This window comes from Polynucleobacter tropicus (assembly GCF_013307225.1).
Taxonomy (GTDB): Bacteria; Pseudomonadota; Gammaproteobacteria; order Burkholderiales; family Burkholderiaceae; genus Polynucleobacter; species Polynucleobacter tropicus.
Genome location: NZ_CP028942.1, coordinates 1,980,778 through 1,994,441, shown reverse-complemented (window position 1 = coordinate 1,994,441; position 13,664 = coordinate 1,980,778). Strand labels below are relative to the sequence as shown.

15 protein-coding genes are annotated in these 13,664 nt (G+C 44.5%); 5 read left to right on the top strand and 10 right to left on the bottom strand.

The annotated features are described in order from the left end of the window. The first annotated feature begins 69 nt into the window (after positions 1-69). Both DCO17_RS10185 and DCO17_RS10180 read left to right on the top strand, forming a co-directional pair. Positions 70-1,398 (top strand): dicarboxylate/amino acid:cation symporter, encoded by a 1,329-nt coding sequence (locus DCO17_RS10185; RefSeq protein ID WP_173956599.1) that lies wholly within the window; start codon positions 70-72, stop codon positions 1,396-1,398. 41 nt (positions 1,399-1,439) lie between these two features. After that, the gene (locus DCO17_RS10180; RefSeq protein WP_254598771.1) at positions 1,440-2,051 is read left to right on the top strand and encodes a carboxymuconolactone decarboxylase family protein; all 612 of its coding nucleotides are present in this window, start codon (positions 1,440-1,442) and stop codon (positions 2,049-2,051) included. Position 2,052: 1 nt separating this feature from the next. Here DCO17_RS10180 and DCO17_RS10175 read toward each other — a convergent pair whose 3' ends face one another. From DCO17_RS10175 to can, 4 genes are read right to left on the bottom strand one after another with little or no spacing between them, the layout of a single operon-like run. Next, complete coding sequence (locus tag DCO17_RS10175) at positions 2,053-3,471, bottom strand: protein kinase domain-containing protein (RefSeq protein ID WP_173956597.1); 1,419 nt, start codon at positions 3,469-3,471, stop codon at positions 2,053-2,055. A gap of 3 nt (positions 3,472-3,474) precedes the next feature. Then, positions 3,475-4,227: a metallophosphoesterase family protein gene (locus DCO17_RS10170; protein WP_173956596.1), complete on the bottom strand. Its 753-nt coding sequence runs from the start codon at positions 4,225-4,227 to the stop codon at positions 3,475-3,477. A gap of 25 nt (positions 4,228-4,252) precedes the next feature. Further along, positions 4,253-5,149 carry an LpxL/LpxP family acyltransferase gene (locus tag DCO17_RS10165; RefSeq protein WP_173956595.1) on the bottom strand — a complete coding sequence of 299 codons (897 nt, stop codon included), beginning with the start codon at positions 5,147-5,149 and terminating at the stop codon, positions 4,253-4,255. Positions 5,150-5,158: 9 nt separating this feature from the next. Beyond that, the gene (gene can / locus DCO17_RS10160) at positions 5,159-5,824 is read right to left on the bottom strand and encodes a carbonate dehydratase (RefSeq protein WP_173956594.1); all 666 of its coding nucleotides are present in this window, start codon (positions 5,822-5,824) and stop codon (positions 5,159-5,161) included. A 23-nt stretch (positions 5,825-5,847) separates the two neighbouring features. On the opposite strand from can, the gene DCO17_RS10155 reads away from it, so the two are divergent. Further along, the gene (locus tag DCO17_RS10155; protein WP_173956593.1) at positions 5,848-6,147 is read left to right on the top strand and encodes a DUF167 domain-containing protein; all 300 of its coding nucleotides are present in this window, start codon (positions 5,848-5,850) and stop codon (positions 6,145-6,147) included. Between the two features lie 22 nt (positions 6,148-6,169). On the opposite strand, the gene DCO17_RS10150 is transcribed toward DCO17_RS10155, so the two are convergent. Next, the gene (locus tag DCO17_RS10150) at positions 6,170-7,072 is read right to left on the bottom strand and encodes an aspartyl/asparaginyl beta-hydroxylase domain-containing protein (RefSeq protein ID WP_173956592.1); all 903 of its coding nucleotides are present in this window, start codon (positions 7,070-7,072) and stop codon (positions 6,170-6,172) included. A gap of 151 nt (positions 7,073-7,223) precedes the next feature. Here DCO17_RS10150 and DCO17_RS10145 point away from each other — a divergent pair, with 151 nt between their 5' ends. Both DCO17_RS10145 and DCO17_RS10140 read left to right on the top strand, forming a co-directional pair. Then, entirely contained in the window at positions 7,224-7,511 is a 288-nt protein-coding gene (locus DCO17_RS10145) for a hypothetical protein (protein WP_254598770.1), read from the top strand. Between the two features lie 190 nt (positions 7,512-7,701). Then, positions 7,702-7,986 (top strand): HU family DNA-binding protein, encoded by a 285-nt coding sequence (locus DCO17_RS10140; RefSeq protein WP_087908896.1) that lies wholly within the window; start codon positions 7,702-7,704, stop codon positions 7,984-7,986. A gap of 68 nt (positions 7,987-8,054) precedes the next feature. On the opposite strand, the gene rodA is transcribed toward DCO17_RS10140, so the two are convergent. Genes rodA through DCO17_RS10115 form a run of 5 tightly spaced genes read right to left on the bottom strand, consistent with a single transcriptional unit; the run spans position 8,055 to position 13,622 of the window. Further along, positions 8,055-9,206, bottom strand: coding sequence for a rod shape-determining protein RodA (gene rodA / locus DCO17_RS10135; RefSeq protein WP_173956591.1), 1,152 nt, complete (start codon positions 9,204-9,206; stop codon positions 8,055-8,057). Next, complete coding sequence (mrdA, locus tag DCO17_RS10130) at positions 9,188-11,095, bottom strand: penicillin-binding protein 2 (RefSeq protein ID WP_173956590.1); 1,908 nt, start codon at positions 11,093-11,095, stop codon at positions 9,188-9,190. Before mrdA ends, rodA begins: the two co-directional genes overlap by 19 nt. 8 nt (positions 11,096-11,103) lie before the next feature. Beyond that, entirely contained in the window at positions 11,104-11,628 is a 525-nt protein-coding gene (gene mreD, locus DCO17_RS10125; protein WP_173956589.1) for a rod shape-determining protein MreD, read from the bottom strand. After that, positions 11,625-12,554: a rod shape-determining protein MreC gene (gene mreC, locus DCO17_RS10120; protein WP_173956588.1), complete on the bottom strand. Its 930-nt coding sequence runs from the start codon at positions 12,552-12,554 to the stop codon at positions 11,625-11,627. The genes mreD and mreC overlap by 4 nt, the downstream gene beginning before the upstream one ends. 24 nt (positions 12,555-12,578) lie before the next feature. After that, positions 12,579-13,622, bottom strand: a complete 1,044-nt coding sequence (locus DCO17_RS10115) for a rod shape-determining protein (RefSeq protein WP_173956587.1) — start codon at positions 13,620-13,622, stop codon at positions 12,579-12,581. Between the last annotated feature and the right edge of the window lie 42 nt (positions 13,623-13,664).

Sequence of the window (13,664 nt, the reverse complement as noted above, 5' to 3'; positions counted from 1 at the left end):
ATTGGTGCGAGGCAGCATTTGGTATTGGCTACACTAGTAGCCTCCAGTCCAGTGAATAAAGGAAAAGTGATGACGGTTACCTTAAAGAAGCCACCAATTTATAAAATTCTTTATTTTCAGGTCCTTGTTGCCGTGGCTTTGGGGGTTCTGCTTGGCCATTTTTATCCCTCCCTGGGAACGGAGATGAAGCCTTTTGGCGATGCGTTTATTAAAGGCATCAAGATGCTCATTGCCCCGATTATTTTTTGTACGGTAGTGGTTGGTATTGCCGGCATGGAGGATATGAAGAAGGTTGGCAAGACGGGTGGTATTGCACTTTTGTACTTTGAGATCGTAAGTACGATCGCCTTGATTGTGGGCTTGGTTGTAGTAAATGTATTGCAACCCGGTGCCGGAATGAATATCGATCCAAGCACTCTTGATACCAAAGGAATCGCCGCTTATACCGGCCCAGGAAAAATAGGCACGACTACCGAGTTTTTGCTCAACATTATTCCAAGCACGGCGGTTGACGCTTTTGCCAAAGGCGAAATTTTGCAAGTGCTCTTTATTGCAGTCTTGTTTGGATTTGCGCTACATCGATTTGGTGGACGCGGAACTTTGGTGTTTGATTTGATTGAGAAGTTCTCGCATGTGTTGTTTGACATCATTGGCATCATCATGAAATTCGCGCCCATTGGAGCGTTTGGTGCAATGGCTTTCACGATTGGTAAATACGGCGTGGGCTCATTATTCTCTTTGGGTAAGTTGATGGGCTCCTTTTACTTAACTTGCTTGCTATTTGTCTTCGTTGTTCTGGGAATCATTGCGCGTCTGAATGGTTTCAGTATTTTTAAGTTTGTTCGTTACATTAAAGAAGAGTTGTTAATTGTGTTAGGAACCTCTTCTTCAGAGTCAGTGTTGCCTCGCATGATGGAGAAAATGGAGCTCCTAGGCGCTAAAAAGAGTTGCGTGGGCTTGGTGATTCCAACGGGCTATTCATTTAACTTAGATGGCACTTCTATTTATTTGACGATGGCCGCTGTATTTATTGCTCAGGCAACAGATACCCCGATGACAATCATGCAGCAAATTACTTTATTGCTGGTTTTGTTGCTAACTTCAAAAGGTGCTGCAGGCATTACGGGTAGTGGCTTCATCGTTTTGGCAGCAACACTGTCCGCGGTGGGTAATGTGCCTGTTGCAGGCTTGGCAATTATTCTTGGCATTGATCGATTTATGTCAGAGGCTCGTGCACTAACTAACTTGGTTGGAAATGGTGTGGCCACTATTGTGGTTGCGAAGTGGACGGGGGAGCTAGATAGTCGACAGCTAACAGAGGTGCTCAATAAAGATAATTGGGTAGAAGCGCAGGAGCCAGAGGTCATCTTGGATCAGAAGCAAGAAAGAATGAAGTGATAAAGATAGCCAATAGAGTCATGAACAAGAAAGGACATTCCTTGAAATATTTATTAGCCCTATTTATTTTTTCTTTTTGGAGTGGTGCGTTTGCGCAAACTCGCCTTCCTGATATTCCTCTAGGGCAATATACGGTTGAACAACAAAGGGCTGCACAGGAGTTTGAAGTAGCTCGCAAGAAGGCGCCATGGGGCCCTTTTGCGATGTTGATGTATAGCCCGCAGCTCATGAATAATGCACGCGCCATGGGCGACTATTTACGCTATAACTCCGCTTTTGATAGTCATCTTAGTGAGTTTGCCATCTTAATTACAGCGCGTGAATGGTCTCAAGATTACGAATGGTATGTGCATTATCCAATCGCAATCAAAGCCGGCCTAAAGCCTGAAATTGCACAAGCTTTAAAAGAGGGCAGGCGTCCAGAAGGCATGAGTGAAGACGAGACTATTGTTTATAACTTCACTATGGAGTTGCAAAAGAATAAGCAGGTCTCTGATACAACCTTTGCGAAAACAGAAAGTCGATTTGGTAAAAAAGGCGCTATTGATTTAGCGGGAATAGCAGGCTACTACACCTTTTTAGCCATGGAGATGAACATGGCAAGGCATCCAATTCCGGCGACTGCAGAGCGCTTGCCACGTCTTCCACAATAGGCTAAGTTCTGACAATATGAACGCTACAAGGGGCCTCTTCGACAATCTTGGTCATTGAGGTTCGCCAAGGCGTTACCTTGTTTGGCAGTTTGTGTGATGCGCCAATCAAGATGAGTGAAGCATCATTGTCTTTTGCGAATTCGACAATGCGTGAAGCTGGATCCATGGCTTCAAGTACGTGATAAGAAATTCGCTCTGGTGGAAGTTTTAGAGGTTTTGCCCATTCCATCAGTTGAACCAAGTGACCGCGAACAATGCCGCTTGCAGTTTCACTCTCGTGTTTTCCCTCATAAGTTGGTGTACTTGCAATCGTACTGATACAAACAAGACGACTCTCTGGATAGGCCTGCAATAAATTCTTCGCAGTACCTTGCATTCTTTCACGCAAATTTTCATCAGACTGACGGGTATCAATAGCCGCAATCATTAGTGGTGCGTCATAGTTTCCCATGCTGGGTTTTGGGCTTGGGGAAGGCTCATAGCCGGCGGCTCTAAACATTCCTTTGAGATTTTCCCAAAAGCTTGGCGGCTCTACGCGATCAGCACGTTCAGTCAGTGTGACGCCTTCGGGATCGCGTAGCATTTGGCGTAAGCGAGCAGCACTTTGATAGCGATCTGCCGCACGAGGCTCTAGACAACGCAGCACAACCTCTTGAAGCCAGCGCGGAATTTCTCTGCGGATAGCGCGTGGTGGAAAGGGCTCTGCCCACATGCGCCTTCTAAGCCCCGTCATTGTCTGGGGGTTCCCAAAAGGAAGCTCGCCAGTCAGCAATTCGTACATGATGGCGCCAATGGAATAGATATCGCTGCGTGAGTCTGTGCGTATGCCGGCCACCTGTTCTGGAGAAATATAAGGGGCGGAACCAACGCCTTTACGCATTTCTTCGGCTAATAAATCTGGAAAACGATCGTGATGAGAAAGACCAAAATCAATCAGCGTCAATTTTCCTTTGTCATCAATCAGAATATTTTCTGGTTTGATATCTAGATGGATCGCATCTTGAGAGTGTAGTGATTGGACAGCTTGCGCAAGATCGGCACCAATCTTCACTACTTCGTCAATCGTAAATTCTTTGCCCTCTTTAATTAAGTCTTCAAGTGGCCTGCCTTCCACTCTTTCCATTGCAATATAGGGCCTAGTTGCCATATTGCCTGCGCCTAAAAATTTAGGCACATAAGGACTTTTCAAGGAGCGCAAAATAGTCAGCTCTGTTTCAAAGCCAATCAGACTTTCTACGGGCTGGTCTCTTCCAACCCTTGGAATTTTGAGCAAAATAGGAACGTCAATTCCATCTTTGGTTGCTGAGAATAGGCTCGCCATTCCGCCGCGATGAACTTCTTGTCCAAGAACGAAGCCATCAACAACTTTGCCCTCTTGGAAAATATCGTCTACTGCTTCAATTTCTGTATTAATCGGCATAGCTTATTTGCCGGTGATTAAGCGATTGGCTAAATCTTCAGGCAGCCCTGCGCGTCTTACCTTGTCGGCAGCTGTATAGTGATCATAGGCAGTGCGATGAAATGTCAGCACTTCAGTTTCTGGCTCGAAGATTGCAAAACAGGCTTCAGGATTTCCATCTCGAGGTTGACCAAGAGAGCCAACAACACCTACCCACTGGCGATGTTGAAGGACTGGAATCTCATCTCCTGGATGCGGAGCAAAACGAATAAGTTTGCCTACCGCGCTTTGATAAAACAGGGCTTGCTCGTGGGCATGACCAACAAATGTATAGCTCTTTCCAGAGCTCTGCGCACAGCGCCATGCGCTCATACTGTCAGTGACGTAGTTCCAGTCAGCGGGGTTGTGAGCAGAAGCATGTACAAAACAAATTTTTTCTTCGTTAACAATTAGTGGAAGATCTTTTAGAAATTGCATGTGAGCGTTGCTGAGCTGACTTTTGGTCCATTCAATCGCGGCATTCGCGCTGGCATTCATGTGATTGCGACTATCTTTGAATACTGCTTCATCATGATTGCCGAGAATTGCAATTGCTTTTTTTGTATTTACAAGATCGGCAATCCTTTCAATAACGGCTACCGGATCTGCGTTATAGCCAACTAGATCTCCCAGAAACACCATACGAGTAACCCCGAGCTCTTCGGCTCGGGTCATGCAGGCTTCAAAAGCCTCTAGATTGCTATGAAGATCAGCGAACAGTCCAATGCGTTCAGTCATCTTCTAATGATAGGGCAAAAGTCCTTTAGTTAGAAGGGTTGTAGGGGTTAGCCTCCTGATTGGGACGATTTTTAAAGCGCTTATGAACCCAATAATATTCAGCGGGTCGAAGACGAATTTCATCCTCAAAATGCCTATTTAAGCGCGCCGTGTCTTCTTTATGGTCATTAGTGGGAAAGTCTTTTAGAGGTTCACTGATCTTGCAGAGATATCCTGAGTCATCATCTTTTAAAGTGGTTGTCATTAAACAAACATCAGCGCCAGTAATGCTTGCAAGACGAGAAACAGTGGTAATCGTGTTTGTTTCGATTCCAAAGAAGGGGACAAACTCAGAGTCTTTAAGTCCCAGATCGATATCTGGAGCAACAATAATAAGATCGCCATTGAGAATTTCGCGAATAATCGCTTTTGTATTTCCTTGGCGATCAATAGAGTTGCCCCCAAATCGATTGCGCCATTCAATCATCTTTTGATTAAAGAAAGGATTTTTCATTCTCTGGAAAAATCCAGATGTTCTCGGCCAATTCATGCGCTTGGCCAAGGCGCTCAAAATAATGGCACCCTCAATCCCGGCAAAGTGCATATTTACCAAAATGCGAGGCTTACGAATTGATAGGTCAACAGATGATTGCACTTCAATCATCTCAGAAAGTTGCTTTTCACTGCCTGTCCAAATAATGCTCTTTTCTACTAGGCTACGACCTAACAAGTGCCAATGCTGTTTTCTTAATAGGTCAATTTGCGTTTCGCAAAGGTCCGGAAAGCACAACTTCAAATTGATTTTGATAACGCGATTGCGATCGCTTGGTATTTTTGCGGCAATATAGCCAAGCCCATAACCAATGGATACCAAAGCTCTATAAGGAAGCAAGGACAGCAACTTTAAGCATGCGACGCTCGCATGGTTTGTAAAAGTGCTCAACGCTAGCCCTTACGCTAATTCGTAACGCTTAATAGATTTTGTGTAGCGCTCCAGCATTTCTTCTGTTGAGCTGCTTGACATCCCGAGATCGTTAACTAAGCCAGTATCTAGTCGATAAGCCCAGCCATGAACAGTTAAGTCTTGCCCGCGAGACCAGGCATCTTGAACGATAGTAGTTTCACAGACATTGACAACTTGCTCGATGACATTCAGTTCGCATAAGCGATCTTGCCTCTTGGTTGTTGGCAGTACTTCGCCAAGATAACGCTCATGTTTTTGATGAACATCCTTAACATGGCGTAACCAGTTATCTGCAAGCCCAACTCTTCTGTCGCTAAGAGCTGCATGAACACCAGCGCAACCGTAGTGACCAACCACTAAAATATGTTTGACCTTCAGTAAATCAATTGCAAATTGAATAACAGATAAACAATTCAGATCGGTGTGTACTACTACGTTGGCCACATTGCGATGCACAAACAGTTCGCCGGGCAATAAATCGACGATTTCATTTGCGGGCACCCTGCTGTCAGCACAGCCAATCCAAAGATATTCTGGGGCTTGCTGGTTTACTAGCCGCTTAAAAAAATTGGGGTCTTTGGCAACCATGCCTTCGGCCCACTGTCGATTACTGGCAAAGAGGTGATCTAGGGCTTGTGAATTTTTGTATGGCATGGGATTAAGTTTAAAGTACTTTAATGACGCCTATTTGGTTAAAACAAACCCCTTCAGGAATTACGCTTAGCCTGCATTGCCAGCCAGGAGCCAAGCAGACCAAGGTTCTTGGCCTACATGATGATTGCCTCAAAATCGCCCTACAAGCCCCACCACTTGAAAATAAGGCGAATGTGCTGCTGGTAGCATGGCTATCAAAACAATTAAAAGTGCCGCAAAAACAGATTCAATTAATGTCTGGACAAAACAGTCGTAAAAAACGGATTGAGATTCAGGGCGATATTAGTGCCGAAAAAATTATTCAAATGCTAATGCCAGATTAATATTTGAACTATGGATTTGTGGCTACCAAAAAATTGCCCACAAAATTCCCAAGATCAGCACCCATTTGCCAACGTAGTAAATTGAGCGGTGCTTTGCTTTTAGTTTTTTGGCTTGAGCGCGAAGATGGTAGAAGTAGGTGAATAAGACATTAACAAAACCAACTTTCTCGCCGGGAACGTTTTGAGAAGCAGCGGCGCTCATGACATAACGTCCAAACCAGCGATTCAGTAATTGCACTACTTTTGTGTGAACTGGTCTTTCAACGTCACAGAATAAAACAATGCGCTGATGATCTGTTTCGTTAGCTGCGTAATGAATAAATGTTTCATCAAACATCACGGGTTCACCGTCTTTCCAGAAGTAGCGCTCTCCATCTACGTCGATATAGCATTTGGGGTCGTTCGGCGTCACTAAGCCGATGTGATAGCGCAGGGATCCAGCATAGGGATCGCGATGTCGCACTAGTGTTGCTCCAGGCGGTAGCGAAGCAAACATGGCTGCTTTAATTGAAGGAATCGACTTGAGTAGGGCAACGGTTTTAGGGCAGCTTGTTTGGGCAGATGGTAAATCTTTGCCATACCAATACAGATGAAAACGCTTCCAGCCAGTTCTAAAAAAGGAATTGAAGCCGATATCGTTATACCCAGTGGCAGCTGCAATTGCGCCGTCTGCGTTTAAAGAAAGTGCTTCTTGACGAATAATTTCCCAGTTATCTTGCAGGGGTTTCATTTCGGGGAATTCGCTTACCGGAATAAAAGCCGTTGCCTTCACTTTTGAAAATAAATACAAAAGGGCATTTATCGGCGCTAGCAGAACCTGGTAATCCGTCAGCGATCTCACTACGCCAAAACGAACTTTCCCTCTGAAATAGACATAAATTGCTGATGCTATAAAAATGAAAAAAATAATGTGACGAGCTTGCATTGCTTGTGCCAAGTTAAGTAATTGATAGATTTTAATTTGTAACCAATGTCTTGGCGTACTATTTATTGTTCTTATAAGCACCTATACTTGATGTAAATCAAGGCACCTGCCTCAGTTAGGGTTAATGTGGATAAAAGAAGGAGAACACCGCATGAATAGCTTTACAAAATGGCTCTTAAGCCTTGTTTTAATTGGCTTAGTGGGGGTTTCAGCGTATACCTGGTTGATGCTAACTTGGAGCTACGGCAGCGGAGAAAGGGCTGGTTATGTGCAGAAGTTCTCTAAACGTGGATATTTTTGTAAAACATGGGAGGGGGAATTGGCGATGGTTTCTATGCCAGGAACAATGTCTGAAAAATTCCTCTTTACGGTGCGCGAAGATGCTGTAGCGCAAAAAAATAAACGCGAACTTGGGCAAAAAAGTCGCCCTAAGCTATGAACAGCATATTGGTTTGCCAACAACATGTTTTGGAGATACGGAATATTTTGTTTCTGGCGTAGAGGTAATAAATGATTAATTTGTAGACGTTTTAAATTTGTTGTAACTAAGCTTTATTTTTATAATTTTTTGTGGTTACAATTACGAAAGCGCAATGTGCGCCGACATCAATATCTATAAGGAGCTTCATTTGAACAAGGCCGAATTAATCGCAGCGATTGCTGACGACGCGGAGATCTCTAAAGCTAAAGCAGAATTCGCATTGAATTCTGCAATTGAGAATATTATTAAAGCTGTTACTAAAGGCGATTCAGTACAACTGATCGGTTTTGGTACCTTTGCTTCTGGCAAGCGCGCAGCACGTATGGGCCGTAATCCAAAAACTGGTGAGCCACTCAAAATCGCCGCTGCTAAAACTGTTAAGTTTTCTGCTGGTAAAGCATTTAAAGATTCAGTTAACAAACGTAAGAAGTAATTCTTCATTGTTAATAAAAAAGCCCGGGATGCCGGGCTTTTTTATTGCTTCAATATAAATCTGCTCTATTAGCTTTGCACTAAACGGCGGTGTCGATGAATACTCATCAAGATACCAGCGCCAAAACCTAGTGTTACTAGTGCGGTGCCACCATAGCTAATAAATGGCAACGGAACGCCAACCACAGGGAGCAGTCCACTCACCATGCCAATGTTCACAAATGCATAAGTAAAGAAAATGAGCGTCACTGCGGCGCCAAGTAAGCGCGTGAATAAATTAGGCGCACTCGCTGAAATGGCTAGACCGCGTTTAATGAGCGCAAAGAAAAGTGCAATTAATATTAAGTTACCAAGAAAGCCAAATTCTTCTGAAAATACGGCAAATACAAAGTCGGTGTGCTTTTCTGGAATAAACTCCAAATGCGCTTGCGTTCCTTGAAACCAGCCTTTGCCGAAAAAGCCGCCAGAGCCAATTGCAATCATAGATTGAATGGTGTGAAAGCCCTTTCCTAATGGGTCGCTGCTCGGATCTAATAGAGTACAAACGCGATGTTTTTGATAGTTATGCACAAAAGGCCATGCAACATCGTGCGCACAAATCGTGCCACCAAATATAATTATCAAGAGAATTCCGATAATCCCAAGGCCTACGAATGGCACTATCCATTTCCAAGGTAAACCAGCCAAGATAATGACGTAGAGACCCGCTGCAAAAACTAATAAGGCAGTCCCAAGATCGGGTTGACGGGCAATCAGAAAAACAGGAATAGCCAAAATAATTCCCGCAACTGCATAATCCCACGCCTTTTGGATGCCCTCTCTTTTTTGAAAGTACCAAGCCAACATGAGTGGCATTGCTATTTTCATAATTTCAGAGGGTTGAATAACAATGCCAATGTTGAGCCAGCGTCGTGCGCCTTTCTTAATTAAACCAAATACTGCAACGGCAACCAGCAGCGCAACACCAAGTCCGTATACCCAGACGGCGCTTATTTCTAACCACTTTGGTGGAATACGAGAGACCAACCACATCACTGCAAATGACAATGCAAGATTGCGAAGTTCATCTGCAATTTGTATGGGCGTATTTTGACTTGCTGATAAAAATGTAAAAAACCCTACAGCTGCCAAGCTAAGCAAAATGATGCCTAGCTGGCGATCTAAGCCGTAAAAAAAACTAAAGAAGAGCAGCTGAATTTTTTTTACGGGGCTCTTTTCCATTCAGGAACCTCCTTAGGCCACTTTCCCTCTACATAGTAATCCAATGCTTTTCGAGCGATGGGTGCAGCATATTGTGCGCCAAATCCTGCATTTTCAACCACCATGGCAATCACAATGGTGGGCTTATCTGCTGGCGCAAATGCAATGTAAAGAGCATGGTCGCGCAGGAACTCTGCGGTTGCGCCATGTTTGTAATCTTTTGAGTTCAAGCTAAATACTTGGGCTGTGCCTGTTTTGCCGCCAGCAACGTATCCTGCGCCTCTAAATGCTGTAGCTGAGGTGCCAGAAACGTTTACCTCAACCATTGCCTTTTTAATAATCTCAATGTTCTCTGGGTTTAAGTCGATCCGATAGCTTTCTTTCGGCGTTGTGAGCACACGATTGCGCGTAAATGGATCTTCGATAGCTTTTACTAAATGGGGTTTCATCACAATGCCATTGTTAGCCAAGTTAGCCATGGCATGGGCAAGCTGCAAGATAGTGAATGAGTTATATCCCTGACCAATGCCTAGCGAGATAGTTTCTCCTTCGTACCATTTTTGTTGTTCTGGTTTTTTGAAAGTTGCTTTTTTCCAGTCCGTAGATGGAAGAACGCCCTTTGATTCGCCTTGTAAATCAATGCCGGTGATTTGACCAAAGCCGAAGGGTTTCATGAAGTCATGCATCATGTTTACACCCATATCGCGGGCAAGTGTGTAATAGTAAGTATCACAAGACTCAACAATTGACTTTTGCATATCTACAATTCCATGCCCACCTTTTTTGTCGTCTCGGAAGGTATGGTTGCCAAAATCAAAATAACCAGGATCAGATATGGTTTGTGATGGTGTACGTTTTTTATTTTCCAGCGCGGCTAGAGCCATAAATGGCTTATAGGTTGAACCGGGTGGATAAATGCCCTTGAGCGGGCGGTTATATAAAGGTTTTTGGGGTGAGTCGTTTAGTTCTTTCCAGGTTACTGAATCAATGCCTTCGACAAAATCGTTGGGATTAAAGTTTGGCTTGGAGACAAACGCTAATACGTCGCCAGTTTCTGGTTCAATCGCAACAAAGGCGCCTCGAAAGTTTCCATAAAGTTCCTCAACTAAATATTGCAGTTTGACGTCAACTGACAGCACAATATTTTTTCCTGGGAATGAGGGGGAGCTGGAGAGTGTGCGAACAGGCTTGCCGCCGGCGGTAATTTCAACTTGGTCATATCCAGGCACACCGCGTAATACGCTCTCATAACTTTGTTCCAGGCCAATTTTTCCTACATATTGGATGCCTGGTAAAAATGAAGTCTGTAAGGCGTCTAGATCATCTGCTTTGGAATTCTCGATTTCAGTTTGCATGCGTTCTTTATCGCGTTGCGAAACTCGGCCGATATAGCCAACTAAATGAGAGGCCAATTCGTTGTATGGATATTCGCGGAAATTTCTTGCTCGAATCTCTACGCCAGGAAAGCGGTAGCGATTAGCCATAAAGCGTGCTGTTTCAGCTTCGTTTAGCATGGAGCGCAATGGAATCGTGCCCATATTGCGCGAATCTTCTAAGGAGCGTTTGAAGTTGCGACGATCTCTTGGCGAGATATCAATAATTTCGGAGAGTTCATTAATCAGCTGGTCTACATTGCCCTTTACTTCTTCAGCATTGATATCGAGAGTTAATGCGGAATAATTTCTACCAATCACAATGCCATTGCGATCAATAATTAATCCCCGATTGGCTGGAGCCGGCACAAGTGCAATACGATTGCTTTCCGCAAGCAACGAATACTTTCCATGGCTAATTAGTTGTAGCCATATTAGTCGTGTAACTAAAAGCAAAAAGCAGACGGTAACAAATAAGGTCGCAATGCGAATGCGTTCCTGAAAAGAATCTAGGTTGGGTTTTTTAAAAGAAACCATGTCGCTTCTTAAAGCGGGCGATTGTAATCAACATCAATGGGACGACGTTGTGGTGCCAATAAAATGCGTGTCGCAAACGGCCAAAGCGCCGCCTCTATTAAAGCTTGAATGGAGCCTGTTAATGCCCACCAGTAAAGCTCGCCACTAAGGGCCCAGTGTACCAATACGGGAAACAAGGAGACCAATAAAAATATAGGAATAAGATGTAGCGCCTGGGAGAGAACAGTCAAGGCAACAATGCGTCGATGCCAAGAGATTGCAATGTAAGCAACCAATGAATAACTGAATGCATGCAATCCCAAAAGATCAGAATTATGAACATCCATTATTAGGCCCAAAATAAATGCCCAAACAACATCAACATAACGGTGTTGGTGGATATTCCAAAACACGATGCATAGAATGAGCCAGTCTGGTGCCCAACTGTAATTGCCGATTGGAAATAGATTAAGTAGTAGTGCGCAAAATAGGCTGAAGTAAATAAATGCCGGATTTACCGGGCGCAAGATGTAGCCACTTTGAAAATCAATCATTGCATGCCTCTTGCGCGGGTTTGTCTCCGACCAGGGGTGTTATTTTGGGTTCCGGCGTCCGGTTTATTGTTGATAGGCGCTTTAGCATCAAATTGAGGGTCGTATAGAAGTGCCAAAGCTTGGCGATAGCGATTAACCGCAGCTACCGGCTCGCAAAATACGTTAGAAGAATTTTTATCCACATTGCGCTCAATTTTGCTAATGACAGCAACCGCAAATCCAGGGGGATAGACCCCGTCAATGCCAGAGGTCAGCAAGACATCGCCTACTTCTAGGTCGCTTGCTACGGGGAGGTAGCGTAATTCCAGGGGGTTGCCGCGCCCAGTCCCAAAAACAGCTGCTCTAAGGCCATTTCGGGCCACCTGGACTGGAACAGCAAAGTCCCGATCTTCCAGCAGGGATACTTCTGCAGAGCGCTCATAAAGTCTTACTACTTGCCCAAGAATGCCGGCATCATTAGCGATTGGGTTACCCAGTTTTAAACCATCATTGCTGCCCCGGTTAATCACAATTCGTTGCGAAATTGGATTGGGTGGATTGAATAGAATTTCAACTGATAGGGTTTTAAAAGAAGCCTGCTTTTGCAACGCCATCAACTCTCGCAAATTTTGATTCTCAATCATTAAGAATTCTGATTGATTTGCCAGTAGCGAGAGTTCTGCTAGATGGGCCTTCATTGCCTGATTTTCTTTGTCTAAGGCAGAGCGCGTTGTGAAATATTCCGAGGTAATTTCAAATGCGTTGCGTGGCGCCATCATGACGTATTCAAGTGGGCGCAAAAACCAATTTACATAATTGCGAATCGGATCAAGTGCTTTAAAACGAAAATCAATCAGCATCAGAGTGATGCTGATTGACAGACAGACAATTAGCTTAAGTAAGGCTGGAATGCCTTGTCTGAAAAGTGGTGGGGCGCTATGTTGCAATTCCTTGATCGGCGCGAGCGTCTTTTACTCTTGCGAGAACACGCCACCCAACTTATCCATACGCTCAAGCGCGATACCGCAGCCCCTAGCGACGCAAGTTAATGGATCTTCGGCCACGTGAATGGGCAAGCCCGTCTCTTCTAGCAAGAGACGATCCAAGTCTCGCAATAACGCGCCACCACCCGTGAGCATCATGCCGCGTTCTGCGATATCTGACGCCAGTTCTGGAGGAATTTGTTCTAGAGCGGCCTTTACTGCGGTCACAATTTGATTCAATGGATCAGTTAATGCTTCCAAAATTTCATTACTTGTTACGGTAAAGCTACGGGGGATGCCTTCTGATAAGTTGCGCCCCTTTACTTCCATTTCACGGACTTCTGCTCCAGGGAAGGCGGAACCAATAGTCTTTTTGATTAGTTCGGCAGTTTGTTCGCCAATCAGCATTCCATAGTTACGGCGGATGTAATTGGTTATGGCTTCATCAAATTTGTCTCCGCCTACGCGAACAGATCCTTTGTAAACCATGCCGCCTAGTGACATCATGCCAACCTCAGTTGTACCACCGCCGATATCAACAACCATCGAACCTGCTGCTTCTGATACAGGCAGGCCAGAACCAATTGCAGCAGCCATTGGTTCTTCAATTAAGAAAACTTGCGAAGCGCCTGCGCCTAATGCAGATTCGCGAATAGCGCGACGCTCAACCTGAGTTGATCCGCAGGGCACGCAAATGATGATGCGTGGGCTTGGTTTTAGAAGTTTGCTCTCATGCACAAGCTTGATAAACTGCTTAAGCATTTGTTCGGTAATTGTGAAGTCAGCGATAACGCCATCTTTCATTGGGCGAATTGCTTCAATATTCCCTGGAACACGGCCCAACATCGCTTTTGCCTCTTTGCCGACGGCTAGAATCGTTTTTTTGCCGTTTGGTCCGCCCTCTTGGCGGATGGCTACAACCGATGGCTCATCTAAGACAATTCCCCGCTCACGCATATAAATTAAGGTGTTGGCGGTGCCAAGGTCGATGGCTAGGTCGTTGGAAAAGTAGCTGCGAAAAAAACCAAACATGATGTAGTGGGAAAATAGAATGTGTTAATAAAAATATTTAGT